The organism is Citricoccus sp. K5 (assembly GCF_902506195.1).
In the GTDB taxonomy this organism is placed as follows: Bacteria; Actinomycetota; Actinomycetes; order Actinomycetales; family Micrococcaceae; genus Citricoccus.
In genome coordinates, this window is the sequence record NZ_LR732817.1 from 496,897 (window position 1) to 520,493 (window position 23,597).

Below are 23,597 nucleotides of genomic sequence, written 5' to 3' on the forward strand. Positions count from 1 at the left end.
TCCAGCCTTCCGTCCCGGGCGGCAGCGCACATCGACCACCCGGCCACTGATGGGTCAACCCTTCGGTTGATTCGGGGCCATCCGCCGCCGCCCGGACCGGGCTACCCTGCACCCATGGGTTCCGAGCGCATGACACCACCGGCCAGGACACTCGTCCGTCCCCTGCCGAGCCCCTCGGACGACACCCGCATCCCGGCACTGCTCGGAGCCATGCGCGTCATCCTGCACGTCACCGTGGCGGGACTGCTGGCCATCGGCCTGATCCGGTCACTGATTCCCGCCATCCGCTCGGGAGAGCACGGCCTGGTGTCGCAGATCGTCTCCCTCGCCGCGGTGTTCGCGCTCATCTACCTCGCCGGGACCGTGGTGGAGAAGCGGCGCAGTGACCGCAGCTCACTCAGCGACAGTTCACTCGGCGTCCGCAGTTCTCCTGGAGACCGCAGCGGTCCGGCCGCGGGGCGCCCCGGCGCGCAGACCGGGGGACAGACTGCACTGCGGTCGGAGGGACAGATCGTCGTGCGGGCACAGCTGGCCTGGCTGATCGCCGTCACCCTCACCTGGCTGGGCCTGATGGCGGTGCACGTGGACTTCGCCTGGCTCGCGTTCCCGCTGTTCTTCCTGCACTTGCACGTAGTGGGGTCACGGTCCGTGCCGGTCGCGATCACCTTGGTGGTCCTGCTGACGGTGACGGTGTTCCTGGGGTTCTGGTGGCATGAGGGCAGGCTCGGCATCGGAGCCGTGGTGGGGCCCGTCATCGGGGCAGTGGTGGCCGTGGCCATGTCCGCCGCCTACTCGCTGTTCTATGCCGAGGCCCGCACCCAACGGCGCATCGCGGCCGAGCTGCAGGCCACCCGCGACCACCTGGCCCGTTCCGAACGCCATGCCGGAGCCATGCGTGAGCGGGAACGGTGGGCCCAGGACCTGCATGACACCTTGGCGCAGGGCCTGGCTTCCGTGGTGCTGCTGTCCCGCGCCGCCCAGGAGCAGCATCCCGCCGAACCCCTGGACGGGCAACTGCAGCAGATCGAACGCTCCGCCGTGGAGAACCTGGCCCAGGCCCGTGCCCTCGTGGAGCAACGCGGTCCCGGCGCGGGCCTGACCGCCGAACTGGTGGCCGCCTGCCGGACCACCCAGGACACGGCGCGGTCAGCGGGCTCGGACCTTGCGGTCGAGTTCCATGGGTCCGACGCCGGCCCGGACGGCGAGGCCGGCGATCCGCCCATGGGTGCCGAGGCGGCGACCATCGTGCTGCGGGTGGCCCAGTCCGCGTTGGCCAATGTGCTGCAGCATGCGCGGGCGAGCCGCTGTGTGGTCACCTTCGCGGTGCACCGGGACGAGGTGACCCTGGACGTGTTCGACGACGGCGCGGGCCGCGGCGATCGGCCCGAGGGCTTCGGGATCACCACCATGCGGCAGCGGGCGAGCACGGCCGCGGGCACCTTGACGGTCGAGGATGCCTTTGCGCCCCGCAACGGGGACGGGTCCACCGGAACGGTGGTGGCCCTCAGCGTGCCGCGGTGGGGAGGACAGGCATGACAGGAATGGCGGGCGTGACAGGCCAGAGAAGGCAGCAGGACGAACCGATCCGCATCCTGCTCGTGGACGACCACCCGGTGGTGCGGGCCGGATTGCGCGCCGTGCTGGAATCCGCGGACCAGCTGGAGGTGGTGGCGGAGGCGTCCACGGCCGCCGAGGCGCTCGCCGCCGTGGACCGGTTGATCTCCCACGATGACGGTCCGGACGTGGTGGTGATGGACATCGAGCTGGGGGACGGGCCCACCGGGATCGAGGCCACCGAGAGCCTGGGGCGAAGCCACCCGGAGCTTCCCGTGCTGATCGTCTCCACCTACGGCGCGGTCTCCGATGTCCAGGCCGCGCTGGCCGCCGGGGCGCTGGGCTACCTGCTGAAGGATGCCTCTCCCGATCAGCTGCGCGACGCCGTGGTGAAGGCCGCCGCGGGGACCTGGATCCTCCCCGCGGACCTGGCCCGGCGTGCCCTGGGCAGCGGGGGCGGGCAGGAGCCGGCGCTGAGCCCGCGGGAGATCGACATCCTCGAACAGCTGGCGCTCGGCCGGACCAACCAGCAGATCGCGGCGGGGCTGTTCATCTCCCAGGCCACCGTCAAGACTCACCTGAACCACATCTTCGGCAAGCTCGGGGTGGGCAATCGCACCGAGGCGGTCACGGCGGCCAGGGCCCGGCGCCTCATCCGCGGTTGAGGCACCGAGACCTGACGGAGGCTGTTCTGGCCGCAGCCAGTGATCAGGCTTGGGCCAGTAGACGCTGGACGCGAGGTTTGACTTCGGTGGCCAGGAGGGTGAGGGACTCCAGGAAGTGCTCGTGGGGCAGGCCGCCGATGTCCATCTGAAGGAAGTGGCGCATGTGGCCCATGTACCCGTGCAGGTGGACGATGCGTTCTGCGACGTCGTCCGGGTCGCCGACGTAATACGCCCCGGGGGCTTCGGCCTGGGCGAGGTAGGCGTTCCTGTCCGGTTCCGGCCACCCGCGCAGCCGGCCCATCTCGACATTGAGGTTGTACCACCCCGGATACATCCGTTCCAGGGCTTCCTTCTTCGTCGGGGCGACCAGCCCGAGAGCGGCCACGGAGACCTTGGTGTCCCCTGGCGCGTGGCCGGACTGTGCGGCCGAACGGCGGTACAGCTCGGCCAGGGGAGCGAACCTCTGGGGCGCGCCACCGATGATGCCGTAGGAGACTGGCAGGCCCAGTTGCCCGGCGCGGGCGGAGGAGCCGGCGTTGCCGCCGGTGGCGAGCCAGATCGGCAGCTTCCCGTTCACGGGGCGGGGCACGACGGCCAGGTTGGGGATGGCCGGGCGCCGCTTGCCCTGCCACGTCACCTCGTCGGAGCTGCTGTCATTGATGGTCATGAGCAGGTCCAATTTGTTGGCGTAGAGCTCGTCGTAGTCGGCCAAGTCGTGACCGAACAGTGGGAAGGTCTCCACGGAGGAGCCGCGGCCGGCGGTGATCTCGATCCGGCCGCCGCCGGAGATGGCGTCGGCGGTGGTGAACTGCTGGAAGATCCGGACCGGGTCGTCGGTGGAGATGATGCTGGCGGCGCTGCCGAGGATGATCCGGTCCGTGGCCGCGGCCGCCGCGGCGATCACCGCCCCGGGGGAGGAGGCGGGCATGGACACGGTGTGGTGCTCGCCCACCCCGAAGTAGTCCAGGCCGACCGCATCGGCGTGGACGATGGCCGCGTGGAGGTTGCTGATGGCCTCTGCGGTGGCCCGGTGGCAGCCGTCGGGGTTCAAAGGGGTGTCGCCGAAGCTGTAGGCGCCGATTTCCATGGGTGGTGTTCCTCGCTGTTGTCAGAAGTGGTGGTCAGAGGGCGTAAGGGGTGATCCGCTCAGCGATGAGCGGAGGCGAGCGCGGACACCGAACAGAGGGTAGGACTCCTTGGAGGACCCGCGGCCTGCGGTGATCTCGGCCCGGCCGTTCGACAGGGCGTCCACGGTGGCGAACTGCTGGAACACCCGGACCGGGTCGTCGGTGGAGAGCACGGTAACTGAACTGCCCAGGCGGATCTGCTGCGTCACCGTGGCCGCCCCGGCCAGCACGACGGCCGCAGCCGAGGCCGGCATCTCTCGGGTGTGGTGCTCACCGACCCCGAAGTAGTCCAGGCCCACCTCGTCCGCGATCCGGATCGCCTCGACCAGATTCCGCATGGCCTCCGCAGTCGACCCCAACCGCCCCGTCGCCGGGTCTTTCTCTACGTCGCCAAAGCTGTAGACGCCTAGCTCCATGACCAACTTTCCCGTCGCCAAAGTATGTTGCTCAACAGATCGTATGTTGAGCAGAACATCTGTGCAACCTCGTGCTTTGGAGTACGATGGTGTTATGGCTGCAGGTAACAGGACCGTCGACACGACTACGATCAGCGCGCCGCCCGGAGACCTGGGCTGGCACCTGGGGATGGTGCTGCGCGGCTACCAGTCCCGCTTCGAAGAGGCGGTGGAGGGAATGCCGGGAGGGATCCGGGGCTTCCAGATCCTCTCTGCGGTAATCCACCGCGACCCCGCGAACCAGCAGGCCCTCGGCGCACACCTCGGCATTGACCGCACCGTGCTGACCTACTTGCTCGATGGCCTGGAACAGGATGGGGTCGTAGAGCGAGTCCCGGCCCCCTCCGACCGCCGGGCCCGCAAGGTCGTGCCCACCGACCATGGACGCGAACTGCTCACCCGGTACGAACAACGCGTCGGTGCAGCTGAATCGACCCTGCTGGCAGGGCTCACGCCCGAAGAGGCGAAGATCCTCGTCAGCCTCGTCGGCCGCCTGGCCATGGACGTCCACCGAGCCCAGCCCGGATCCAATCCCTGCGAGGCCATGGACCACCTGCCGTGACTCCTGGAGTCACTCCCGATCCTGCTCCAGGACTCGGTCAGCCGACCTCGTCCGGATCCAGGTCCCCGATGATCTTGACCGGATTGGCGGTGCCGTTGTCCAGGGAGTAGGTGACGCCGATGATGGCGGTCCGGCCCTCGTTCACGGCCTTCGCCACGGACATCGAGGACTCCATCAGGCGGGAGCTGATCTGACGCACGTTCTCCGCCACCGTGCCGTTGACGTCCTTGACCCCGGCACGCCGGGCGGAGATCACGGAGGGGATGATGCGTTCCACGAGGGAGCGGATGAACCCGGGGGGCATCTCCCCGGAGACGTAGGACTCGACGGCGGCGGTCACCGCACCGCAGCTGTCATGGCCGAGGACGACGATCAGCGGGATGTCGAGGACGTCCACGGAGTACTCGAGGGAGCCGAGGACGGCGTCGTCGATCACCTGGCCGGCCGTGCGGACCACGAAGACGTCGCCCAGCCCCACGTCGAAGATGATCTCCGCCGCGAGCCGGGAGTCCGAGCAACCGAAGATCACGGCCACCGGATGCTGCTCCTGCGTCAGGGAGGCACGGCGCGCGGCATCCTGGTTGGGGTGGTTGGAGGCATCCATCACGAAGCGTTCGTTGCCGGCGCGCAGCAAGTCCCACACAGCGGAGGGTGTCAGGGGTGAGGAGGACGGAGAGGTGGCGGTCTTCAGGTCGGCACTGTCAGTCATCGGCTCTGCTTCCTAATGGTTGAACTGCTGTCAGTTGTCCTCGGCGGAATCGTGGATGGCGTCCTGGATGGCGGCCGCCAGGGTGTCCAGCGCGGCCAGATCACCGGAGCCGCTGATGAGGATGGTGGTCCCGTCCAGCTCTGTCACCATATGCCGGTCACCGTCGGCCGGCTCGTACAAGTCCCACGTGGTCCCGTCCACGGAGCGCGTCCCGGTCAGGGGTGCGTTGTCCATCTGCTGGGAAAGCCAGGTCGGATTGGCCTGGACGGTCTGCTTGAATCCGGCGAAGTCATCCTCGGCGGTGACGTACCCGGCCTCCCAGAACTCCACCTGGTCCACGCCGGCGCCGTTCCACCGGGCAAAGTTGGCGTTCCAGTCCGCGGGGACGCGCGGGGCGACGGCGGAGAAGCCGGCGGTGGCCGAGGCCTGCTCGGCGGTGGCCGTCACGTCCACGGTGCGCTCGTAGGTCTCCTCCGTGCTGCTGGGATTCATCAGCACCACCAGCAGGGCGATGGCCAGGGTGGCCAGCACAGAGATCACCATGGCCCGTGCGGACTGTCCGGCCCGCTTGGCCTGCTTCTGCGTCAGACGTGGCTTGGGGGCCGGGGTGGAGGCCGAGCTGGCGGCCGGATCGGCCTCGGGCTGAGGGGAAGTCACCGGTCCATTCTGCCATCAGCCGGGACACTAGGATGGATTCCGAGACGTTCCCCCACAGACGGAGTATTTCGGTGACCACTGACCAGCCCGAGAACAATGGCGTTCGGACCGACAAGGCACAGTCGCGCACCGCGGAGCCGCATCACACTGATCGCAGCATCCTCAGCCCGAGCCTGGCCGTGTCCGGGACCAAGCCGGACCGCAACCTGGCCATGGAGTTGGTCCGGGTGACCGAGGCCGCCGCCATCGCCGCCGGCCACTGGGTGGGCTATGGAGACAAGAACACCGCCGATGGTGCCGCCGTGGACGCGATGCGCGCCTTCATGGACACCGTGGCGATGAACGGTGTGGTGGTCATCGGCGAGGGCGAGAAGGACGAGGCGCCCATGCTCTACAACGGCGAGAACGTCGGTGACGGCACCGGCCCCGAGGTGGATGTCGCCGTGGACCCGATCGACGGCACCCGCCTGACCGCCATGGGCTACCCCAACGCCCTGTCCGTGTTCGCCGTCGCCGAGCGCGGTGCCATGTTCGACCCCTCGGCGGTGTTCTACATGGACAAGCTCGTCGTGGGACCGGAGGCAGCCGACTTCGTCGACCTCCGCCTGCCCATCAAGCAGAACATCCACCTGGTCGCCAAGGCACTGGGCAAGCCCATCAGCCAGCTGAACGTGTGCGTGCTGGACCGTCCGCGTCACGAGAAGCTGGTCGCCGAGATCCGCGCCGCCGGTGCCCGCGTGAAGTTCATCATGGACGGTGACGTGGCCGGCGGCATCGCCGCAGCCCGCCATGACACCGATGTGGACATGCTGCTCGGGATCGGTGGCACGCCCGAGGGCATCATCACCGCCTGCGCCATCAAGGCCATCGGCGGTGTGATCCAGGGCCGTCTGGCCCCGGTCGACGACGCCGAGCGCCAGCGGGCCATCGACGCCGGCCATGACCTGGACGCGGTCCTCACCACCGATGACCTGGTCAAGACCGACAACGCCTACTTTGCCGCCACCGGCATCACCGACGGTGACCTGCTGCGCGGCGTGCGTTACTACAACGACCGCGTGACCACGCAGTCCATGGTCATGCGTTCCAAGTCCGGCACCGTGCGCGTGATCGAGGCCGAGCACCAGGCGCGCAAGTGGGAGCCCTGGATCGGCCCGGACGCCCTGCCGGTGCGCTGAGCCGTCACCGCACCCTCACCACTGGCGGTCGAAATCGCACCATCTTTCTGGCGGGTAACCGACCGGCACGGGGCGAAATCGACCGCCAGTTCCCTGTTGTCAGGGGAGGGTGACGGAGAAGAGGGTGGCCGGCTCCTCGCCGGCGCCATGAACGATCGCGGTGGCATCGGCCGCCGTCAGGAACACGGACTCCCCGGGGGCCAGCACGGCCGCCTCGGCTCCGGTCTCGACCCGGGCCCGCCCGGCGGTGCACACCGCCAGGACCGGCCCGCGCGCGGTCAGGGTGGTGCCGTCGGCGGCGGGTAGATCCATCCGTTCGACCTGGAACTCCTCGAACGGCGGACGGAACACCAGGTGGCCGTCCCCTACGGAGACGGGGGCGCAGTACGGCACCGGCACGGACTCGAAGGCGACGACCCGGCGCAGCTCGGGGACGTCCACATGCTTGGGCGTGAGCCCGCCCCGCAGCACGTTGTCCGAGGCGGCCATGACCTCCACACCCAGGCCGTAGAGGTAGGCGTGCACATTGCCGGCCGGCAGGTGGATCGCCTGGCCCGGGGCCAGGTCCACGCGGTTGAGCAGGATCGAGACCAGCAGACCCGGATCGGCCGGATAGTGCTCGGCGATCCCCACCGCCGTGGACAGGTTCAGATCCTCGTCCAGTGCCCGCGGAGCCTTCTTCAGAGCGGCGACGACGGCCGTCACCCACGTGCCCGAAGACCAGGTCCCGGCGGGGTCGAGCAGGTCCGCGAAGACGCGCTCGAGCGCCGAGCTGCCGCCACCGTCGACGTCATCGCCCTCGGATTCCTCTCCGCCGTGCAGGAGGAGGTCGGCGTAGCCGGCCAGCGTCTGGGCCACGGACGCACCCGATGCTGACGCACCGGGCCTCTCAGACGCCCCGGGTGCGGAGTCTGCGGGACCGGCCAGGCCGGCGTCGTGGTCCTCCATGTTCTCGCCCAGCACCTGGGCCAGCCGGGAGAATGAGGTGCCGGCATCCTGTGCCGAGCGGAAACCGCACAGGGCGGCGAACGGGGTCAGGGCCACGAGCATCTCGGGCTTGTGGTTGTCATCCCGGTAGTTGCGGTGGGGCGCCGAGGCCGGGACGTCCGTGGCCTCCTCGGCGGCGAACCCGGCGCGGGCCTGTTCGAGAGCCGGATGGGCCTGGATCGACAGGGGGCGCCCCGCGGCCAGCAGCTTCACGAGGAAGGGCAGGCCGCCGTAGCGCGCGGCCTCGCCCAGCAACGCCTCCGGATCAGAGGCCAACAGCTCGTCGAGGGGCACCGGCGCGGACTCGGGGTCGCTCGCCGGGACCGCTCCAGCGGGAGCGCTGGGGTGTGCGCCCATCCACATCTCCGCCTCCGGCCGGCCGGTGGGAGTCCGGCCCTGGAGCTCGGCCAGCAGGGTGGCGGAACCCCACGCATAGTCACGGATGGGCGTTCGCAGCAGGTACATGTTCCCCAGCCTATCGACCCGCCTGGGACATCCGTGCACGGAGGCATGCTGCCGGCAGGGACTCGAGTCACCCGACCGGGGGACCGGTCCCTGCGTTCTTGCTGGCCGCCCAGCGGCTGGCTAGCCTGCCGCGCAGAGGTGGTTGGTGGAGGCGGCGTCCTCCAGCAGACCGGTCTGGCCCGTGTCCTCGAGGTGCTGCAGATACTCCTGCGTGATCTCGGATCCGTCCGGCTGGGTCGGTGGTGCCGGCCAGTCAGCGGGGTCGTCGCTGGTGCCGGCCTCCTGGGATGCCGAGGCCACCAGGGAGGCGGTGGCGTTCACGAACAGCAGCGGGGCCGGGGACGTGCCGGCGGCGTTCGGGGTGCCGTCCTCGGCGAGCATGCCGTCCACCCGGGTGTGGATCTCGTCGAAGTCCGGGTAGGTGGTGAACCGGCCGTCCTCGCCCTCGAAGTCCGGGGGACCGATGGTCAGCCGCCCCATGCCCTGGGACTGCCCCTTCGTGGCCAGGGAGACGAACGTGCCCAGCTGCTGCCCCGGCAGGTCGGTCTCCACGATCTGCTCGCCGGCGTTCAGGATGCCCTGGAACCGGGTCACCAGGGTCTGCGGATTGAACTGGGCCAGCATGGCGGACTGGATGCACTGCTGGCGGCGGATGCGGGAGTAGTCCGTGGAGAAGTGGCGGGAGCGGGCGAAGGCCAGGGCCTCCTCGCCGTTGAAGTCATAGGTTCCGGGGCCCCACCAGGCGTTGCCCCATTCCCCGTCTGGGCGGGGGCCGCGGTAGGTCGTCCAGCCGCCGGACGTGACCGTCACTCCGCCCATGGAGTCGATGAGCTGGGAGAACCCGCCCATGTCCACCATCGCGTAGGACTGGATCTCCAGCCCGAGGATGCCGCCCGCGGCGTCCATCATGGCCTCCGCGCCGGGGTCCTCCGCGCCGGGATAGAGGTCCTGGTGGTTCTCCATGACGTCCACGTAAAGGGCGTTGATGATGCACTCGTCGCCGCAGCTGAAGCCCTCCGGGTAGGCGCCCCAGAGCGGGGAGTCCTCGGAGAAGGGGGCGTTCTGGAAGTTGCGGGGGATCGAGAACAGGATCGTGCTGCCGGTCTCGGCATTCACGGAGGCCACATGGATGGAGTCCGGCCGCAGCCCGACCCGGCCCTCACCGGCGTCGCCACCCATGAGCAGGAAGTTGTAGCGGCCGGCCACCGGCTCGATGGCGGGACCGGGCGCGAAGATCTCGTTCAGGGCGTTGCGCCCGGCGTTCACGGCGAAGGAGCCGTACCCGAGTACGCCGGACGTGGCCACCAGCAGCAGCACCGTGGAGAAGGCCAGCAGCGGCTTCATCCCGGGGGCCACCAGTCTGAGCCGCAACAGCCGGAAGGTGTCGATCCAGAGCACCACCCACCCGATGGCCAGGGCTGCCAGGATCACGACTGCAGCCAGTTGGACCCACGTGTTGGCGAAGGCCTGGACCAGCAGGTCGCGGTTGACCACCAGCAGCACGAGCGCGACGACGACCAGGAACCAGACCGTCAGGGTCACCCGCAGAGCGGCGCGGCCGAGGGCACGATTCCCGGCGACCACCTGGGCACCGCCGGGGACGAAGAGGGTGAGCAGCAGCAGGATCCAGGCCCGCTTGGTGCGTTGGGGGGCCGCGGCACTCTGCGGGTCACGGACCGGGTCAGGCCCTCCTGCGCCCGCGCCCTGCGGGCCGTGCAGGAGGGACGGGTTTCTCTGGGGAACCTGGCCTGCCATCACGGGCGGAATCCGGGCCGGCCGGCCAGCGACTCCTGCAACCGTTCTCCTTTGGCGCTGGCCGTGTTCCGCAGCTCGGCGGCGAACTCCATCAGCTTCTCGCGCAGTTCCGCCGCCTCCGGGTCGGTTCCCGCGGCGAGGATCCGCACGGCCAGCAGCCCGGCATTACGGGCACCGCCGATGGACACGGTGGCCACTGGGACGCCGGCGGGCATCTGCACGATGGACAGCAGGGAGTCCATGCCGTCGAGGGTCTTCAGCGGCACAGGTACGCCGATCACCGGCAGGGGAGTGGTGGAGGCGATCATGCCCGGCAGGTGCGCGGCGCCGCCGGCACCGGCGATGATCACCCGGATCCCGCGTTCGTGCGCCTCGGTGCCGAACGCCACCATCTCGTGCGGCATGCGGTGGGCGGAAACGACGCCGGCCTCGTAGGGAATCCCGAATTCCTCCAGGGCCGCTGCGGCGGCCTCCATGACGGGCCAGTCGGAGTCAGAGCCCATGATCACGGCCACCCTGGCGGGGGCCACACCGCCCTGGGCGGTGGTCGCGGATGCTTCGCTGGGGGTCATGACTGCTCCTGCTGTTCGGCGGCCCACGATCCGGCCTGCGATCCCTCGCTGATGATCGCGGCTGCTCCCTCGGCGGCTGTCCGGGCGGAGGCCAGGTCCTCGGGGGTGGCCGCGGTGACATTGACGTGACCGATCTTGCGGCCGGGGCGCACGGACTTGCCGTAGGCGTGGATCTTGGCCTCGGGGAAGGTGGCCATGGCGGTGGGGAAGGCCGCGTAGAGATCCTCGTTGGCTCCGCCGAGGTAGTTCTTCATCACGGTGTAGGAACCGAGGGTCGCGGTGGACCCCAGCGGCAGGTCGAGCACCGCGCGGACGTGCTGCTCGAACTGGCCGGTGACGGCGCCGTCCATGGACCAGTGGCCCGAGTTGTGCGGGCGCATGGCCAGTTCGTTGATCATGAAGCCGGGGCCGACGCCGGGCGTCTCGAACAGTTCCACGGCGAGCATGCCGGTCACGCCGAGCCCCTCGGCGAGGGCCACGGCGGCCGCCTCGGCCGCGTGAGCGGTGCGGTCATCCAGGCCCGGTGCGGGGGCGGTGACCACGTCACACACCCCCTCCGTCTGGATCGATTCGACCACCGGGTAGGAGGCGGTGGCCCCCGAGGGGTTGCGGGCCACCTGGGCGGAGAGCTCCCGGGAGAAGTCCACCATCTCCTCGGCCAGCAGGGCCTCGAATCCCAGCTCGAACCAGTCGCCGCAGGATTCGGCGGCCTCTGGCGAACGCAGGACCCGCACGCCCTTGCCGTCGTAGCCGCCGCGCGGGGTCTTGAGGACCACGGGCCAGCCGGTCCGGTCGCCGAAGTCGAGCAGGTCAGCCACGGAGGCCACGGCGGCCCACGCCGGGTTCGGCAGTCCGAGGCGGTCACAGGCCTGGCGCATGAGCAACTTGTCCTGGGCGTACTGCAGGGCATCCGGCCCGGGCTGCAGGTTCACGCCGGCCTCCTCCAGTGCCCGCAGGTGCTCTGGGGGCACGTGCTCATGGTCGAACGTCACCACGTCCACCTCGGCCGCGAAAGCCTTCAGCGCCTCGAGGTCCCGGTAGTCGCCCACCGTGGAGGGGGCCGCCGTGGTGGCCGAGACGTCCGGGCCCTCGGCCAGGACTCTCAGCCGCACGCCCAGGGCCGTTGCTGCCGGGGCCATCATGCGCGCCAATTGGCCGCCGCCCACTACTCCGATCACAGGAAAACTCACGGACCTAGGGTAACCAGCGGATCAGCCCCAGCCCGACAGAACCGCCCGGCGGTCTCCAGTTGTCAGGAAACGGAGAGAAATCCGGTCTAGGGTATGCAAAGACATTTTCCGGTTCTCGGCCCGTCTTCTGCACGCAACAAGGAGTCCACCCACCCCCATGATCAGCAACCTGTGGCAACGTCTCGTGGCCCTGGTCGCCATGCTCTGGCGCGAGGTCGCCAAGTTCGGGGCGGTCGGGGCGGCCGCCTTCGTGGTGGACTCGGCGATCTTCCTGTGGCTCATGCACGGCCCGATGGAGGGCAGCAACGTCAAGTCCAAGATCGTGGCCAGCGTGGTCGCCACGATCTTCTCCTATGTGGCCAACCGCCTCTGGACCTTCCGCCACCGCCGGCAGAACAACCTCATGCGCGAGTTCGTGTTGTTCGCCGTGATGAACGTCATCGGCATGGGCATCCAGGCCGGTTGCGTGTTCGTGGCGCAGTACTGGTTGGGCGTCACCTCGACCGCCGGCATCTTCATCGCCGGAAGCGTGGTCGGTCTGGTCCTGGGCACCATTTTCCGCTTCTTCGCCTACCGGTTCTGGGTGTTCACCGAGGAACTGGACGCGGACCCCAGGTTCAAGGACGACCGCGAACGGCTCACCGGTGAACTGCCGGTCATCCGCACCGCCGACACCCCGCGCCGGCACCGCGGGGGGGCTGCATCATCAGACTCCGGGACGGCGGCGCCACCCTCCCGCACAGCGCTGCAGGGTCCTTCCGCACCGTCGGCACGCACGCCCGCCGAACCTCGATAACCACTCACCGGGACGGCGGGACGGGGGAGCCCACCCGCTCGGCCTCCACGAGCCGGGTCGAGGCCGCGCTGAGGTCCGTGTCCCGTTCCGGCACCAGCACCACCGGAAGTCCCCGGTCCCAGGTCCCGACGACGGCGCGTGCCGTCTCGCGGTCCAGCCGCCCGCCTGCGGCTGCCACCACCAGACCGCGCTCGCGGTGGGACCACCGCGGGAGGGCCAGGCCGGCGTCGTCCTCGTGGCCTGTGGCAGCCAGATCCCCCCAGGCCTCGATGAGCGCCGGCAGGCTGGTCCCCGGCAGGGGCAGGTGACACTGGTCCGCCTGCATCTGCACCTCGGAGGCATAGTCGAGGGCGTGTGACGGCACCTCCGCGTCCGATGAATCCCGTGATTCCGGGTGCTCCGTGCCCATGAGTGTTCCCTGGGACACCGCCCAGAGTTCGGCGGGATGCTCCGACCAGGTGCCCGGAGTGCCGGAAATCACCAGGTCCACCGAGCCGGACTCGTCCGGGGTGACGGAGATACCAGGGGCAAACTGCACCTCGACCCTTGCTCGTGCGGCACCGAGCATCAGGGCCAGTGACTTCCAACCCAAGGGCAAGTCCAGGAGGACCGTGGACCCGGGGCCGTGCCCCTCGACATCCAGCAGATTCGCGGTCTTGGCAGCCCAGTTGGCCAGGACCCGGCCGGAGAGTTCGACGCGGTCGCCCTCGGCGGCGTGGTCCACCACGGCCGGACGGGGAGAGGCCGCGATCGCCTCGAACCAGGTCAGACGCCGGCCGGACGGACCGTTTGCGCCTCCCGCTGTTCCAGCGGGTAGATTCGTTCCGAGATTGACCAAGGGTGTCCTTTCGCCGTGACACAACACGCCCACTTCCGAGCATCGGCGCAGCGGCGTGTCGGTAGGTTTGGGGCTGTTCCCCGCCTTACATTGTGCCGCCTCCGCTTGACTAATAGAGAGTTACACCGGTGTAATTCACTGTGGAACGGTCATGGTGACCACGGCGCTTCCCACCGCCCACCACTGGTTCCCCGCTGCCGTCGGTACGGACGGATTCGGTCCGGGCGTGCCCGGCGCCGCGGGGAACGTGGTCGGAAGGCGTGTCAGGAGCCCTGCCCGATCCGCAGACACCGGAACCTCCGGTGACGGGATGATCAGCGTGAGAACGTGAGAACGGGGAGGAATCACATGGAGAACGCCCAGCGCCTCGACGAGATCCACGAGTCCGATGCCAACCAGACCGGACTGTCCGGCCAGCCCTTGACCGATGGCCCACACCCGGGCCGCAGCGTACCCGCCGACTGGTTCCTGGACCCGGCTGATCCGGACGCAGCCCGCCGTCTTGAGGTCGGCACCTCCCTGGGATCCCTCGAAGACCAGGCCACCGCCTTCCTGGCGGACCATGCCGTAGACGACGCCGAAGCCGAATCCCCGACGGCTTCCGACGGCGTCGCCACCGTCACCGCCCTGCACCCCGGCACGATTGCCCCCTTGGAGACTCCCGGCGAGGTGCCGGGCGCGGGCTCCGCCAGCACCGCCCAGCCCTCCGTGTGGCTGGGACTGCCCGGACTGGCCGATCCCCTCGACGTGGACGGCGAGCTGGCCTGGCAGGTCGACGCCCTGTGCGCCCAGACGGACCCCGAGGCCTTCTTCCCCGAGAAGGGCGGGTCCACCCGCGACGCCAAGAAGGTCTGCTCCGCCTGCACCGTTCGCAGTGAATGCCTCGAGTATGCCCTCGGCAACGACGAGCGTTTTGGCATCTGGGGCGGGCTGTCCGAGCGTGAGCGGCGCCGCCTGCGGAAACGGTCAGTCTGATTTCAGCACCGGCCACCCTGCCTGCGTCCGCCGTCACCGGCGGCCCCGCGGCCCAGCACGTCACCGCCGTCGTGGTCGTCGACCGGCGGCCCGACCTGACCGCAGACGCCGTCCAGGCGTTGCTCGACCAGGACCGGTGCCCGGACCGCATCGTCGCAGTCTTCGCGGGAGGAGCCGGTGCCAGTACTGAAACCGTCACTGGCCCTGACGCCGAGACCGAAGCGCAGTCAGGGGCTACGGAGGCTGACCCCCACACCGCTGACACCGAGGCTGCTGGCACCGCCGGAGGACTCCGGCAGCACCTCGCCGACCTCGTGGACGACGCCGGGCTCGCCTTCGCTACGTTCGACGGTGCTGCCGAGCTGGCCGCCACGGATGGCACGGGCTGGCTGTGGTGGATCCACGACGATTCGCGTCCCGCCCCGGACGCGCTCCAGCGTTTGATGACGGTCGTGGAGACCTCGCCCTCCGTGACGATCGCCGGCTGCAAGCAGGTCGAGCTGGGCCGTCCCCGGCACCTGCTGGACGTGGGCCTGACCGTCACCGCCGCCGCCGAGCCCATCAGCCTCGTCGAGCCCGGCGAACTGGATCAGGGCCAGTACAACGCCCGCACGGACACTTTCGCCGTGTCACTCCCCGGCATGCTCATCCGCCAGGATGTGTGGACCGGGCTGGGCGGGTTCGACCCGTCCGGGCCGACCACGGCCGACGCAGTGGATCTGTGCTGGCGCAACCGGCTGGCCGGGCATCGCGTGGTCGTGGTCCCCGAGGCGGTCATCGGCCACGGCGGCCGCGATGAGGGCCTGGACGCCGGTACCTCGGCACTCCGCGAGGCCGCCCTGTGGCTGCGTCTCAAGCACGCCCGGCCGTGGGCGGTGCCCCTGCTGTGGATCTGGGGCCTGGTCACTGGGCTGGGAGGATTCGCCGCCTCGCTGCTGGCCAAGGAACCCGGCCGCGGCGCCTCCCACCTGGCCGGCACCATGCGGACCCTCGTGCGGATCCTGCCCCTGGCCGCTGCCCGCCGCCAAGCCCGCAGGACCCGGCGGGCGTCCCGGTCGATCGTGGCCCCGCTCAAGGCCTCCCGCGCCGAGGTGCGCACCTACCGGCGCAGTGTGCTGGACCTGGAATCGCCGGAGGAAATCATCGGTGACGGCACCGGATCCACGATGATCTCCAGCGAGGCGACCGGCGGTCACGACGATTTCGCGGCCCTGGCCACCCCTGCACGCAACTGGGTGGGCACCGGCCTGGTGCTGGCCCTGCTGCTGCTCGGCGGGCTCTCCCTGGTGGGCCTGCGCGACCTGCTGGCCGCCCCCGCCCTGACCGGCGGTTCGCTGTTGCCGCTGTCCGCCTCGGCCGCCGAACTCTGGCACCACGCCACCGGCAGCTGGGCGCCCGCCGGAGTCGGCGCCCCCGTGCAACCCGGCCCCTTCGGGCTGGCGTTGACGGTCCTCGGTGTCACCGGCCAGGGATCTCTGGCACTGGTGTGGCTGACCATCCTGGCCATGCCCCTGGCGGCCATCGGCGCCTGGATGGCCGCCGGGGCCGTGGCCCGCAGCCGTGGCGTGCGCCTGTTGGCGGCCCTGCTCTGGGGGTTGTCCCCGGCCCTGCTGACCGCCGCCGGCGAGGGCCGTCCGGGAGCCCTCCTGGTACACCTCGGCCTGCCCTGGCTGGCCCTGGCCGTCATCCGCGCCACCGGATCGGCCGCTCTGCGGCGACCTGACCCGGAAGGCGTGACCGAGGACACCCTGGGCGCCCTGCAGCGTCCGGGCCACCGTGGGGTGATCTCCTGGACGGCCTCGGGCTGGACCGCCCTGCTCCTCGCCGCACTGGGGACCGCTGCACCCCTGCTGCTGCCGTTCCTGGTGGTGGGCGTGCTGGGCCTCGCCGTGCTGATGGGCCAGCGCGGGCGTGCCCTGTGGTGGACGCCCCTGCCGGGCCTGGCCCTGTTCCTGCCCACCGTCCTGACACATTGGACGGACCTGCGCGCGGTCCTCGGTGATCCAGGGGTGCCGCAGGCCTACGATCCGGCCCCGCTGTGGCAGCAGATCCTCGGCTTCCCGGAGGCCTTCGCCGCGGACTCCGGCCTGCTGGCCCTGCCGTGGCTGGACACGGCAGGGCCGGGCGGGGCCGGGTACCCCTGGGCCCTGGTCGCTGCGCTCGTCATCGGCCTTCCCGTCCTGGCAGCCGCCGTTGTGGGCGCCTTCATGACCGGGCGGATCGGCACGCAGGCCCGCATCGGCCTGGGGGCCACGGTGCTGGGACTGGCCGGCGCCGCCGTCGCGCCCCTGATTGCCACTTCGGTGGACGCCAACGGTGACCTGGTCACCGTGTTCACCGGCCCCTTCACCTCCACCGCGTTGCTGGGCGTGCTGATCGCCGCCGTGGCCGGCTTCAACGGCGTCCTCGGCCCGCGCCGGGTCCCCGGCGCGTCACGTCTGGGTCTGCGCGCCGGCATCGGCCCCGCGCGGCGGACCGCCGTGGTGGTGCTGGCGGTCCTGGCCAGCTGTTCCGTGGCCCTGACCGCGACGCTCTGGGCGGTCCCGCGCACTGTCCCCGGCTCGACCCTGGACCCCGCCGCCGGCGAAGCCCTGGCCTCCCGCACCGCGGACGGCGAGGCAGAGGCGGTGCTGTCCACGCTGGGCACCGGCAGCGTCATCGAGTCCAGCCCCGCCCGGCTCCTCCCGGCCACCGCTGCCGACCAAGGCGCCAGTGCGCTGGCGACCCGGACCGTGGTCCTGGAACGCCGTGCCGACGAACTGCAGGTCAGCCTTGCCAGTGGTGCCGGCCCCGCACTGGACCGGCTCAGCGCCGGGTGGACCGCACGCTCCCTGACCGGCCCCTTGTCCAGCCCGACGGCGGCCGCCCCGGACCGTGCCGACGAACAGTTGCGCAGCCTGGGCGCTCAGCTGGTCTCCGGTGCCAACGCGGACCCGCGGCCCGCCCTCGAGGACTTCGGAGCCGCCTTCGTGGTGCTGCGGGATCGGGATGGGGGAGAGCTCGGCACTGCCGCCTCCATCGACGCCGTCCCGGGCCTCGCTCCGGTTGGCCTGACCGACTCGGGCTGGTTGTGGCGCGTGCTTCCCGAGGAGACCGGCGGCATCCCCGTGGCCGGAACGCATGACCTCGAGGACCGGATGGGCTTCTCGACGGCCCGCGCCCGGATCGTCGACGGCGCCGGCGAGACCACCCATTTGGTGTCCCGGCCCGGCACCACCGTGGAAACGCCCATTCCGGCCGCCGAGGACGCGGCGGAGGGCGGAGACCGCCGGTTGGTCCTGGCCGAACGGGCCGACGCCGGCTGGCACGCCACGCTCGATGGTGAGCCGCTCGGCGCCCACACCGATGACGGCACCGGCTGGGCCCAAGCCTTTGAACTGCCCGCTGACGGTGGTCAGCTCCGGGTCTGGCACTCCTCCCCGGCTGCGGCCTGGGCCTGGTGGATTCCCGGACTCCTGCTCGTACTCGCCGCCCTGCTGGCCATCCCCTCGCCCACCCGGCGCACGGACGGCCGGCCGCGGGCTGGCGACGCCGGCTTCGGTGACGGAGCCGGTGTCGGCACCGGTGAGCGCACGGTTGAAGACACCGTTGACGACACGGTTGATGACAATGCGCGGACGGAGCAACGATGAGCGGCCAAGACCACGATCAGCACCCCGACGCCTCCAGCCCCCCGGACGAGTCCGGTACACCGAGCCAGGACTCGCTGCAGGACCCACCCGCCTCGCGGGGGCAGCTCAAGGGCCAGCGGGCCGCAGCCGCCCGTGACCTCAAGCGTCAGGCCGCGCTCGAGGCGCACCAAAGGGGCGTGGTCCGCAGGGCACCCATGACCGCGGGCCTGGCCGGGGCCGGCGTCGTGGTCCTGGTGGCGGCCGCGGTCACCGCCGGGACGCTCGTACCGCCCGCCACGCCGGAGGTGGACGGCCGGGCCGTGCCCGCCGCGCTGAATGCCGTGCCGGTCCGTTCGGTCTGCGCCGGACCGCCGCGACTGCCCGCCGGCGCCGAGGAGGGGACGGACACGCAGTTCAGTCCCGTCTCCACCTCCGCCGTCTCCCGGGTCACCTCGGTGCTGCTCTCCGATCTGGCCGGTCGTTTCCCCGGCACCTCGATCAGCACCCTGCAGTCGGCGGAGAACGGTGACTCCGGCGAGGGTGCCGAACCCGTGGACCTGACCGAGTCCCAGCCTGAAGAGGTCCAGCAGGGGGATCCGGCCACGGCCGGTGCGGATGGTGTCCCGGTCCGGGAGTCCGCCGTGGACCACGTGCAGTCCCCGGGGGGCGAAGCGGGCGAGGCCACGGCGGTCACGGTCGAGCCGATCGGCGGACAGGCGATGCCCTCGGACGCCGTGTCCCTGTACTCCGCCACGGACGGCGACCTCGCCGGCACCGACGCCAGCTCCTGCCTCGCCCCGGCCCACGAGCACTGGCTCACCGGCATGACCACCACGGTGGGCTCGACCTCGATCCTGGTGCTCTCGAACCCCTCGGCGTCAGCCAGCACCGTGGACCTGACCCTCTACGGGGCCGACGGGCCGGTCGAGGCACCGGGCACCGCCGGCATCGTCCTGGCACCCGGACAGACCCGGTCGATCGTGCTGGGCGGCATGGCCCCGGACGAGGAGCACCTGGCCGTCCAGGTCCGTGCCCAGGGGGGTGCGGTCGGTGCCACGGCCCAGCAGCACCGGCTCTTCGGCATCACGCCGGGCGGCGTGGAGATCATCCAGCCGACCTCGAACCCGTCCCAGGGTGCGGTCATGCCCGGGCTCGTGGTGCCGAACAGGGCGGTCACCGAGGAGATCGTCGGCCAGGACGGCTATGAGCAGGCCGGTCCGGCCCTCTCGCTCGCGGCGCCGGCCAGTGCGGCCACGGCCGAGATCACCGTGAGCGGCCCGGACGGCACCGTGGAGCTGCCGGAGGGCGGCCTGGTGGACATCGGCGCCGGTTCCACCGTGCGCTTCCCCCTCGACGGGCTGGACCATGACGTGTACACCGTCACCGTGAGCGCTGATGCGCCCGTGGCGGCCAGCGCCCGGGGCCTGTCCGGCCAGGCCGGCGAACCGGTCGACTTCTCCAGCGTGTCCGCCGTGGGCTCGCTGGGCCTGGAACGGCTGGTGTCCCGGCCCGAGAACACCACCGCGAACCTCGTGCTGTATTCGGCCGATGGCGGGGCCGTGGAGATCACCCCCGTCTCAGAGGACGGCAGCCTGGGGGAGTCCCGGGTGCAGGAACTCGGTCCGGAATCCACCCACGCGCTCTCCTTCGCGGACCTGGCTGGCGGTGAAGGTGCCGTCCCCAGTGGGGCTCTGGTGGAGACCGTGGAGGGTCAGGTGTACGCCGCCGTGGACGTGCGTGGCGCGCAGGGGATCTCCGCGTATCCGGTGGTGCCTCAGCAGCAACAGGTCTCCGGCGTCCCGGTGCGCGTGGGGTACTGAGCCGGCCACCGGGCGGACCCGGCAGGTCTCGGCCCGCGCCGGGCACCGGCTGTGCAGGCCGTCTACCAGTGGAAGTCGGGGTCCACGGCCTCTGGCGCCACACCGGTCAGCTCGGCCCACTGCTCCACGACCGCCCCGTAGACGAGGTCGGGCAGCAGGGACGGAGCCGGGCAGCGGGCCTCGAGTGGGCGCCGGTGGATGGTGATGACGGCCGTACCTTGGGCATCGCGGCGCGTGGAGCCGGTGGGATCGTCCACCAGTTCCGTGCCCCAGGCCCGCACCAACTCCAGGCGGTTCTCCAGGTCCTCGGGGATCATGGTCATGCGGAAGCGGGCCTGTTCCACGGCGGGGCCGCAGACCTCGGCCAGCCGGGACACCGCGGCAGCCAGGTAGTCGGAGAAGGCCTCGTTGCGGCTCCGGGCGCCGGGCAGTCCCGGCGGCATCAGTGGTCCGCGCAGGCCGCGTCCACGGCGGTCCCGGCGGGGAGACCGGGACACGTTTCCTGACGTGGATCCTGACGTGCGGGGTGCGCGGGCTTGGCCCGAATCCTGCCCCATGCCCCGTGCCACGCCGTGTTCCACGGCAACGGGTTCGAAGGAAGTCATGACTCGATGCTAGACCCCGCAGGGGTGGGCCGGTACCGGACACCGGAAGGCCGGTACCGGACACGGAGGTTCTGCGGCCGGACGCCATCAGGTGGGGGCTGGAACGCCGCCGGACACGCGTCCCGACGAAGCAGTGCACGGCTTCAGGGGCCCAGCGCGGTAGGGTGGTCTGCCGTGGGATCGATGCGACAGTGCTCCAAGACCAGCTGCCAATCTGCGGCTCTGGCAACGCTGACGTACAACTATGCCGATTCCACCGTGGTTCTGGGCCCCATGTCCCGATTGGCCGAACCCCACACCTATGATCTGTGCGAGAAGCACGCCCGCAGCATGACCGCGCCGAAAGGCTGGGAGCTGCTGCGCATCCAGCCGCCGGAGGGTGCCGAACCCCCCGTTCCGGAGGAGCCGGACGACCTGTTGGCCTTGGCCCACGCCGTCCGTGAGCCCGCTGTCCGCCCTGCTTCCTCGAGTCCCTCGGTCGGTCGCCGAGGCACCACTCCCGACGCCGGCCCCCGCCCGGAGACGACCGGTTCCGTCAACGGTGACGCTCCCGCGCGCCCCGGCCGGCCCGCCCTTCGCCTGCTGCGGGATTCCTGACCCCGCCCGGCGAGCCGGGGAACAGCGCCATGCGGGGAAACCTCCGCGCTGGTGAGGACGTGGTCTGCCCTAGGCTGGGTCCATGACTGAGAACCCTGCCGTCAGCGCTCCAAGCCCTGCCACCGACCCGGGGTACGCCAACCGCGTCACCGTCCCCGGGGCCGCCTTCGACTTCGCCGTCCGGGACCTCTCCCTGGCTGAGGCCGGCCGCCACCAGATCCGCCTGGCCGAGCACGAGATGCCGGGGCTGATGTCCCTGCGCCGCGAGTTCGGCGAGGCCCAGCCCCTCAAGGGTGCCCGGATCGCCGGCTCCCTGCACATGACGGTTCAGACCGCCGTGCTGATCGAGACGTTGGTGGCCCTCGGCGCTCAGGTTCGATGGGCGTCCTGCAACATCTTCTCCACCCAGGACGAGGCGGCCGCCGCCATCGTGGTCGGCACCGGAACTCCGGACGAGCCCAACGGCGTCCCGGTCTTCGCCTGGAAGAACGAGACCCTCACCGACTACTGGTGGACCGCCTCCCAGATCCTCCTCTGGCCCGGGGCTGACCAGGACCCGGAACTGGGCCCGAACATGATCCTCGACGACGGCGGGGACGCCACCATGCTGCTGCACAAGGGCGTCGAGTTCGAATCCGCCGGCGCCGTGCCGAGCCCCACTGCGGAGGACCCCGAGGAGTACCAGGTCGTCCTCGAGACCCTGCGTGCCTCGCTCGCCACGGACGGCCAGCGCTTCACGCGGATCGCCCAGGGCGTCCGCGGGGTCACCGAGGAGACCACCACCGGCGTGCTCCGCCTCTACCAGCTGGCCGAGACGGGTCAGCTGATGTTCCCGGCCATCAACGTGAACGACTCGGTCACCAAGTCGAAGTTCGACAACAAGTACGGCATCCGCCACTCGCTGCCGGACGGGATCATGCGCGGCACCGACGTGCTGATCGGCGGCAAGACGGCAGTCGTCTGCGGCTATGGCGACGTCGGCAAGGGCGCCGCCGAGGCCTTCCGCGGCCAGGGGGCCCGCGTGGTCGTCACCGAGGTGGACCCGATCAACGCCCTGCAGGCCGCCATGGACGGGTTCCAGGTGGTCCGCCTCGACGAGGTGATCTCGTCCGGAGACATCTTCATCACGACCACGGGCGGCATGGACATCATCATGGCCGAGGACATGGTCCAGATGAAGGACAAGGCGATCGTCGGCAACGTCGGCCACTTCGACAACGAACTGGACATGGCCGGCCTGGCCAGGATTCCCGGTGTCAGCAAGACCGAGATCAAGCCACAGGTCCACGAGTGGACGTTCGACTCCGGCACCGCGGACGAGCGCTCGATCATCGTGCTGTCCGAGGGGCGCCTGCTGAACCTGGGCAACGCCACCGGCCACCCGTCCTTCGTGATGAGCGCCTCCTTCACCAACCAGGTGATGGCCCAGATGGAACTCTTCGCCCGCCACGGGTCCATCACCGGCGTGGAGTACGAGAAGCAGGTGTACGTGCTGCCGAAGGTCCTGGACGAGAAGGTCGCCCGCCTCCACCTGGACGCCCTCGGCGCGCACCTGACCGAGCTGAGCAAGAGCCAGGCCGAGTACCTCGGGGTGGACGTGGCCGGCCCGTACAAGGCGGACCACTACCGCTACTGACCGTCAGGAGAACGGCAGGGAGTGCAGGCGCTCGGCGGCGGCGTCCGCCCTCTCCTGCTGACGGCTCAGCAGCCGGAAGTCGCGGTTGCGCCGCTCGGCCACCACGGCCAGCAGGAAGTCCTCCATGGGCACCCCGGGTGGCGGGCCGGGGGCCACGAACGGCGCCACCTGCGCTGCCAGGCGGCCTGCGGTCTGGTGGCGGACCGCAGGCGGGACGGAGCGGGCGTTGCGCAGGAACTGCGTCACGGAGGCGACCAGGGCGTCCGGGAGGCGGCCGACGTCGGCCACCTCGGCCCACGGCCGCATCGACTCGGGAACGCCGGGCAACGGCGGAGGGACGGCGCGCTGGCGCTCGACGACCACCTGGCTGCCGGCGACCATGTCCGCCAGGCGCTTGCCGCGTTCGTTCAGCATGGACGCGATCAGCGCCACGGAACCGAACGTCATCCACAACTCCATGATCCCGACCAGGACGCGGACCAGACTGTGCCGCAGGCGGATGGAGCCGCCGTCGTCCCGCACCACGCGGGTGCCGAAGACGAGCTTGCCCAGTGAACGGCCCCGGCTGAGGGTCTCCACGGCCAGCGGGACGCCCACGAGCATGCCGACGACGAGGGCCAGCACCGTGGCCTGGGCTGCGGCGGGGTCCAGCTCCTCGAGGATCGTCTGGGCCAGGACCCAGACCACCGCGAGGAAGAGCAGCACGAGGGCGATGGCGTCTATGAGGGCGCCGGCGGCCCGGACCACGAAGGACGCGGGCCGCAATTGCAGCACCACCGCCTCGCCGGTGACCACCGTCGTGCTCATGAACAACCCCCTGATACGGTCCAGCAGCTGCGCCGA

21 protein-coding genes are annotated in these 23,597 nt (G+C 70.7%); 10 read left to right on the forward strand and 11 right to left on the reverse strand.

Annotated elements, in window-relative coordinates:
- The first annotated feature begins 114 nt into the window (after nucleotides 1–114).
- Together BOSE125_RS02190 and BOSE125_RS02195 are read left to right on the forward strand one after the other, a co-directional pair.
- Entirely contained in the window at nucleotides 115–1,536 is a 1,422-nt protein-coding gene (locus BOSE125_RS02190; protein ID WP_159549346.1) for a sensor histidine kinase, read from the forward strand.
- 14 nt (nucleotides 1,537–1,550) lie between these two features.
- The gene (locus BOSE125_RS02195; protein WP_236557773.1) at nucleotides 1,551–2,219 is read left to right on the forward strand and encodes a response regulator transcription factor; all 669 of its coding nucleotides are present in this window, start codon (nucleotides 1,551–1,553) and stop codon (nucleotides 2,217–2,219) included.
- 43 nt (nucleotides 2,220–2,262) lie between these two features.
- Here the strand turns inward: BOSE125_RS02195 and BOSE125_RS02200 are convergent, their stop codons facing one another.
- Complete coding sequence (locus BOSE125_RS02200) at nucleotides 2,263–3,306, reverse strand: LLM class flavin-dependent oxidoreductase (protein WP_159549349.1); 1,044 nt, start codon at nucleotides 3,304–3,306, stop codon at nucleotides 2,263–2,265.
- Between the two features lie 21 nt (nucleotides 3,307–3,327).
- On the reverse strand, nucleotides 3,328–3,762 hold the full coding sequence (locus tag BOSE125_RS02205) for an LLM class flavin-dependent oxidoreductase (protein ID WP_201301117.1): 435 nt from the start codon (nucleotides 3,760–3,762) through the stop codon (nucleotides 3,328–3,330).
- 94 nt (nucleotides 3,763–3,856) lie between these two features.
- Between BOSE125_RS02205 and BOSE125_RS02210 the strand changes: the two genes are divergently transcribed.
- The gene (locus BOSE125_RS02210; RefSeq protein ID WP_159549352.1) at nucleotides 3,857–4,363 is read left to right on the forward strand and encodes a MarR family winged helix-turn-helix transcriptional regulator; all 507 of its coding nucleotides are present in this window, start codon (nucleotides 3,857–3,859) and stop codon (nucleotides 4,361–4,363) included.
- Nucleotides 4,364–4,400: 37 nt separating this feature from the next.
- Here the strand turns inward: BOSE125_RS02210 and BOSE125_RS02215 are convergent, their stop codons facing one another.
- Nucleotides 4,401–5,072 carry a carbonic anhydrase gene (locus BOSE125_RS02215; RefSeq protein WP_159549355.1) on the reverse strand — a complete coding sequence of 224 codons (672 nt, stop codon included), beginning with the start codon at nucleotides 5,070–5,072 and terminating at the stop codon, nucleotides 4,401–4,403.
- A 30-nt stretch (nucleotides 5,073–5,102) separates the two neighbouring features.
- Nucleotides 5,103–5,729 carry a DUF4245 domain-containing protein gene (locus tag BOSE125_RS02220; RefSeq protein WP_159549358.1) on the reverse strand — a complete coding sequence of 209 codons (627 nt, stop codon included), beginning with the start codon at nucleotides 5,727–5,729 and terminating at the stop codon, nucleotides 5,103–5,105.
- 212 nt (nucleotides 5,730–5,941) lie between these two features.
- Here BOSE125_RS02220 and glpX point away from each other — a divergent pair, with 212 nt between their 5' ends.
- Nucleotides 5,942–6,907 (forward strand): class II fructose-bisphosphatase, encoded by a 966-nt coding sequence (gene glpX / locus BOSE125_RS02225; RefSeq protein WP_236558112.1) that lies wholly within the window; start codon nucleotides 5,942–5,944, stop codon nucleotides 6,905–6,907.
- 99 nt (nucleotides 6,908–7,006) lie between these two features.
- Here glpX and manA read toward each other — a convergent pair whose 3' ends face one another.
- From manA to BOSE125_RS02245, 4 genes are all read right to left on the reverse strand, one after another.
- Complete coding sequence (gene manA, locus BOSE125_RS02230) at nucleotides 7,007–8,359, reverse strand: mannose-6-phosphate isomerase, class I (protein ID WP_159549361.1); 1,353 nt, start codon at nucleotides 8,357–8,359, stop codon at nucleotides 7,007–7,009.
- A 120-nt stretch (nucleotides 8,360–8,479) separates the two neighbouring features.
- Nucleotides 8,480–10,114, reverse strand: a complete 1,635-nt coding sequence (locus BOSE125_RS02235; RefSeq protein ID WP_159554579.1) for an LCP family protein — start codon at nucleotides 10,112–10,114, stop codon at nucleotides 8,480–8,482.
- A complete protein-coding gene (gene purE, locus BOSE125_RS02240; protein WP_159549364.1) occupies nucleotides 10,114–10,686 on the reverse strand; it encodes a 5-(carboxyamino)imidazole ribonucleotide mutase in 573 nt (190 codons plus the stop codon). The genes BOSE125_RS02235 and purE overlap by 1 nt, the downstream gene beginning before the upstream one ends.
- Nucleotides 10,683–11,876, reverse strand: coding sequence for a 5-(carboxyamino)imidazole ribonucleotide synthase (locus tag BOSE125_RS02245; RefSeq protein WP_159549367.1), 1,194 nt, complete (start codon nucleotides 11,874–11,876; stop codon nucleotides 10,683–10,685). The genes purE and BOSE125_RS02245 overlap by 4 nt, the downstream gene beginning before the upstream one ends.
- A gap of 157 nt (nucleotides 11,877–12,033) precedes the next feature.
- Between BOSE125_RS02245 and BOSE125_RS02250 the strand changes: the two genes are divergently transcribed.
- A complete protein-coding gene (locus BOSE125_RS02250; protein ID WP_159549370.1) occupies nucleotides 12,034–12,672 on the forward strand; it encodes a GtrA family protein in 639 nt (212 codons plus the stop codon).
- Between the two features lie 4 nt (nucleotides 12,673–12,676).
- Here the strand turns inward: BOSE125_RS02250 and BOSE125_RS02255 are convergent, their stop codons facing one another.
- A complete protein-coding gene (locus BOSE125_RS02255) occupies nucleotides 12,677–13,510 on the reverse strand; it encodes a TIGR03089 family protein (protein WP_159549373.1) in 834 nt (277 codons plus the stop codon).
- 348 nt (nucleotides 13,511–13,858) lie between these two features.
- Here BOSE125_RS02255 and BOSE125_RS17875 point away from each other — a divergent pair, with 348 nt between their 5' ends.
- The 3 genes from BOSE125_RS17875 to BOSE125_RS02270 all read left to right on the forward strand — a co-directional run bounded on the left by BOSE125_RS17875 (nucleotide 13,859) and on the right by BOSE125_RS02270 (nucleotide 19,916).
- Complete coding sequence (locus tag BOSE125_RS17875) at nucleotides 13,859–14,485, forward strand: WhiB family transcriptional regulator (protein ID WP_159549376.1); 627 nt, start codon at nucleotides 13,859–13,861, stop codon at nucleotides 14,483–14,485.
- A gap of 71 nt (nucleotides 14,486–14,556) precedes the next feature.
- Complete coding sequence (locus BOSE125_RS02265; protein WP_159549379.1) at nucleotides 14,557–18,117, forward strand: glycosyltransferase; 3,561 nt, start codon at nucleotides 14,557–14,559, stop codon at nucleotides 18,115–18,117.
- Nucleotides 18,114–19,916, forward strand: coding sequence for a DUF5719 family protein (locus tag BOSE125_RS02270; RefSeq protein WP_159549382.1), 1,803 nt, complete (start codon nucleotides 18,114–18,116; stop codon nucleotides 19,914–19,916). Before BOSE125_RS02265 ends, BOSE125_RS02270 begins: the two co-directional genes overlap by 4 nt.
- A gap of 62 nt (nucleotides 19,917–19,978) precedes the next feature.
- Here the strand turns inward: BOSE125_RS02270 and BOSE125_RS02275 are convergent, their stop codons facing one another.
- Nucleotides 19,979–20,521 carry a metallopeptidase family protein gene (locus BOSE125_RS02275; protein ID WP_159549385.1) on the reverse strand — a complete coding sequence of 181 codons (543 nt, stop codon included), beginning with the start codon at nucleotides 20,519–20,521 and terminating at the stop codon, nucleotides 19,979–19,981.
- A 183-nt stretch (nucleotides 20,522–20,704) separates the two neighbouring features.
- Between BOSE125_RS02275 and BOSE125_RS02280 the strand changes: the two genes are divergently transcribed.
- Both BOSE125_RS02280 and ahcY read left to right on the forward strand, forming a co-directional pair.
- On the forward strand, nucleotides 20,705–21,118 hold the full coding sequence (locus BOSE125_RS02280) for a DUF3499 domain-containing protein (RefSeq protein ID WP_371300729.1): 414 nt from the start codon (nucleotides 20,705–20,707) through the stop codon (nucleotides 21,116–21,118).
- A gap of 82 nt (nucleotides 21,119–21,200) precedes the next feature.
- Nucleotides 21,201–22,754, forward strand: a complete 1,554-nt coding sequence (gene ahcY, locus BOSE125_RS02285) for an adenosylhomocysteinase (protein ID WP_159549391.1) — start codon at nucleotides 21,201–21,203, stop codon at nucleotides 22,752–22,754.
- A gap of 3 nt (nucleotides 22,755–22,757) precedes the next feature.
- Here the strand turns inward: ahcY and BOSE125_RS02290 are convergent, their stop codons facing one another.
- Nucleotides 22,758–23,561 (reverse strand): RDD family protein, encoded by an 804-nt coding sequence (locus BOSE125_RS02290; protein WP_159549394.1) that lies wholly within the window; start codon nucleotides 23,559–23,561, stop codon nucleotides 22,758–22,760.
- Nucleotides 23,562–23,597 lie beyond the last annotated feature (36 nt).

Bases quoted from the DNA above. Each gene is read 5' to 3' on its own strand.
- BOSE125_RS02190 (WP_159549346.1), top strand. From the start codon at position 115: ATGGGTTCCGAGCGCATGACACCACCGGCCAGGACACTCGTCCGTCCC.
- BOSE125_RS02200 (WP_159549349.1), bottom strand. From the start codon at position 3,306: ATGGAAATCGGCGCCTACAGCTTCGGCGACACCCCTTTGAACCCCGAC.
- BOSE125_RS02205 (WP_201301117.1), bottom strand. From the start codon at position 3,762: ATGGAGCTAGGCGTCTACAGCTTTGGCGACGTAGAGAAAGACCCGGCG.
- BOSE125_RS02210 (WP_159549352.1), top strand. From the start codon at position 3,857: ATGGCTGCAGGTAACAGGACCGTCGACACGACTACGATCAGCGCGCCG.
- BOSE125_RS02215 (WP_159549355.1), bottom strand. From the start codon at position 5,072: ATGACTGACAGTGCCGACCTGAAGACCGCCACCTCTCCGTCCTCCTCA.
- glpX (WP_236558112.1), top strand. From the start codon at position 5,942: ATGGAGTTGGTCCGGGTGACCGAGGCCGCCGCCATCGCCGCCGGCCAC.
- manA (WP_159549361.1), bottom strand. From the start codon at position 8,359: ATGTACCTGCTGCGAACGCCCATCCGTGACTATGCGTGGGGTTCCGCC.
- BOSE125_RS02235 (WP_159554579.1), bottom strand. From the start codon at position 10,114: ATGGCAGGCCAGGTTCCCCAGAGAAACCCGTCCCTCCTGCACGGCCCG.
- purE (WP_159549364.1), bottom strand. From the start codon at position 10,686: ATGACCCCCAGCGAAGCATCCGCGACCACCGCCCAGGGCGGTGTGGCC.
- BOSE125_RS02250 (WP_159549370.1), top strand. From the start codon at position 12,034: ATGATCAGCAACCTGTGGCAACGTCTCGTGGCCCTGGTCGCCATGCTC.
- BOSE125_RS17875 (WP_159549376.1), top strand. From the start codon at position 13,859: ATGGAGAACGCCCAGCGCCTCGACGAGATCCACGAGTCCGATGCCAAC.
- BOSE125_RS02270 (WP_159549382.1), top strand. From the start codon at position 18,114: ATGAGCGGCCAAGACCACGATCAGCACCCCGACGCCTCCAGCCCCCCG.
- BOSE125_RS02275 (WP_159549385.1), bottom strand. From the start codon at position 20,521: ATGACTTCCTTCGAACCCGTTGCCGTGGAACACGGCGTGGCACGGGGC.
- BOSE125_RS02280 (WP_371300729.1), top strand. From the start codon at position 20,705: ATGCGACAGTGCTCCAAGACCAGCTGCCAATCTGCGGCTCTGGCAACG.
- ahcY (WP_159549391.1), top strand. From the start codon at position 21,201: ATGACTGAGAACCCTGCCGTCAGCGCTCCAAGCCCTGCCACCGACCCG.
- BOSE125_RS02290 (WP_159549394.1), bottom strand. From the start codon at position 23,561: ATGAGCACGACGGTGGTCACCGGCGAGGCGGTGGTGCTGCAATTGCGG.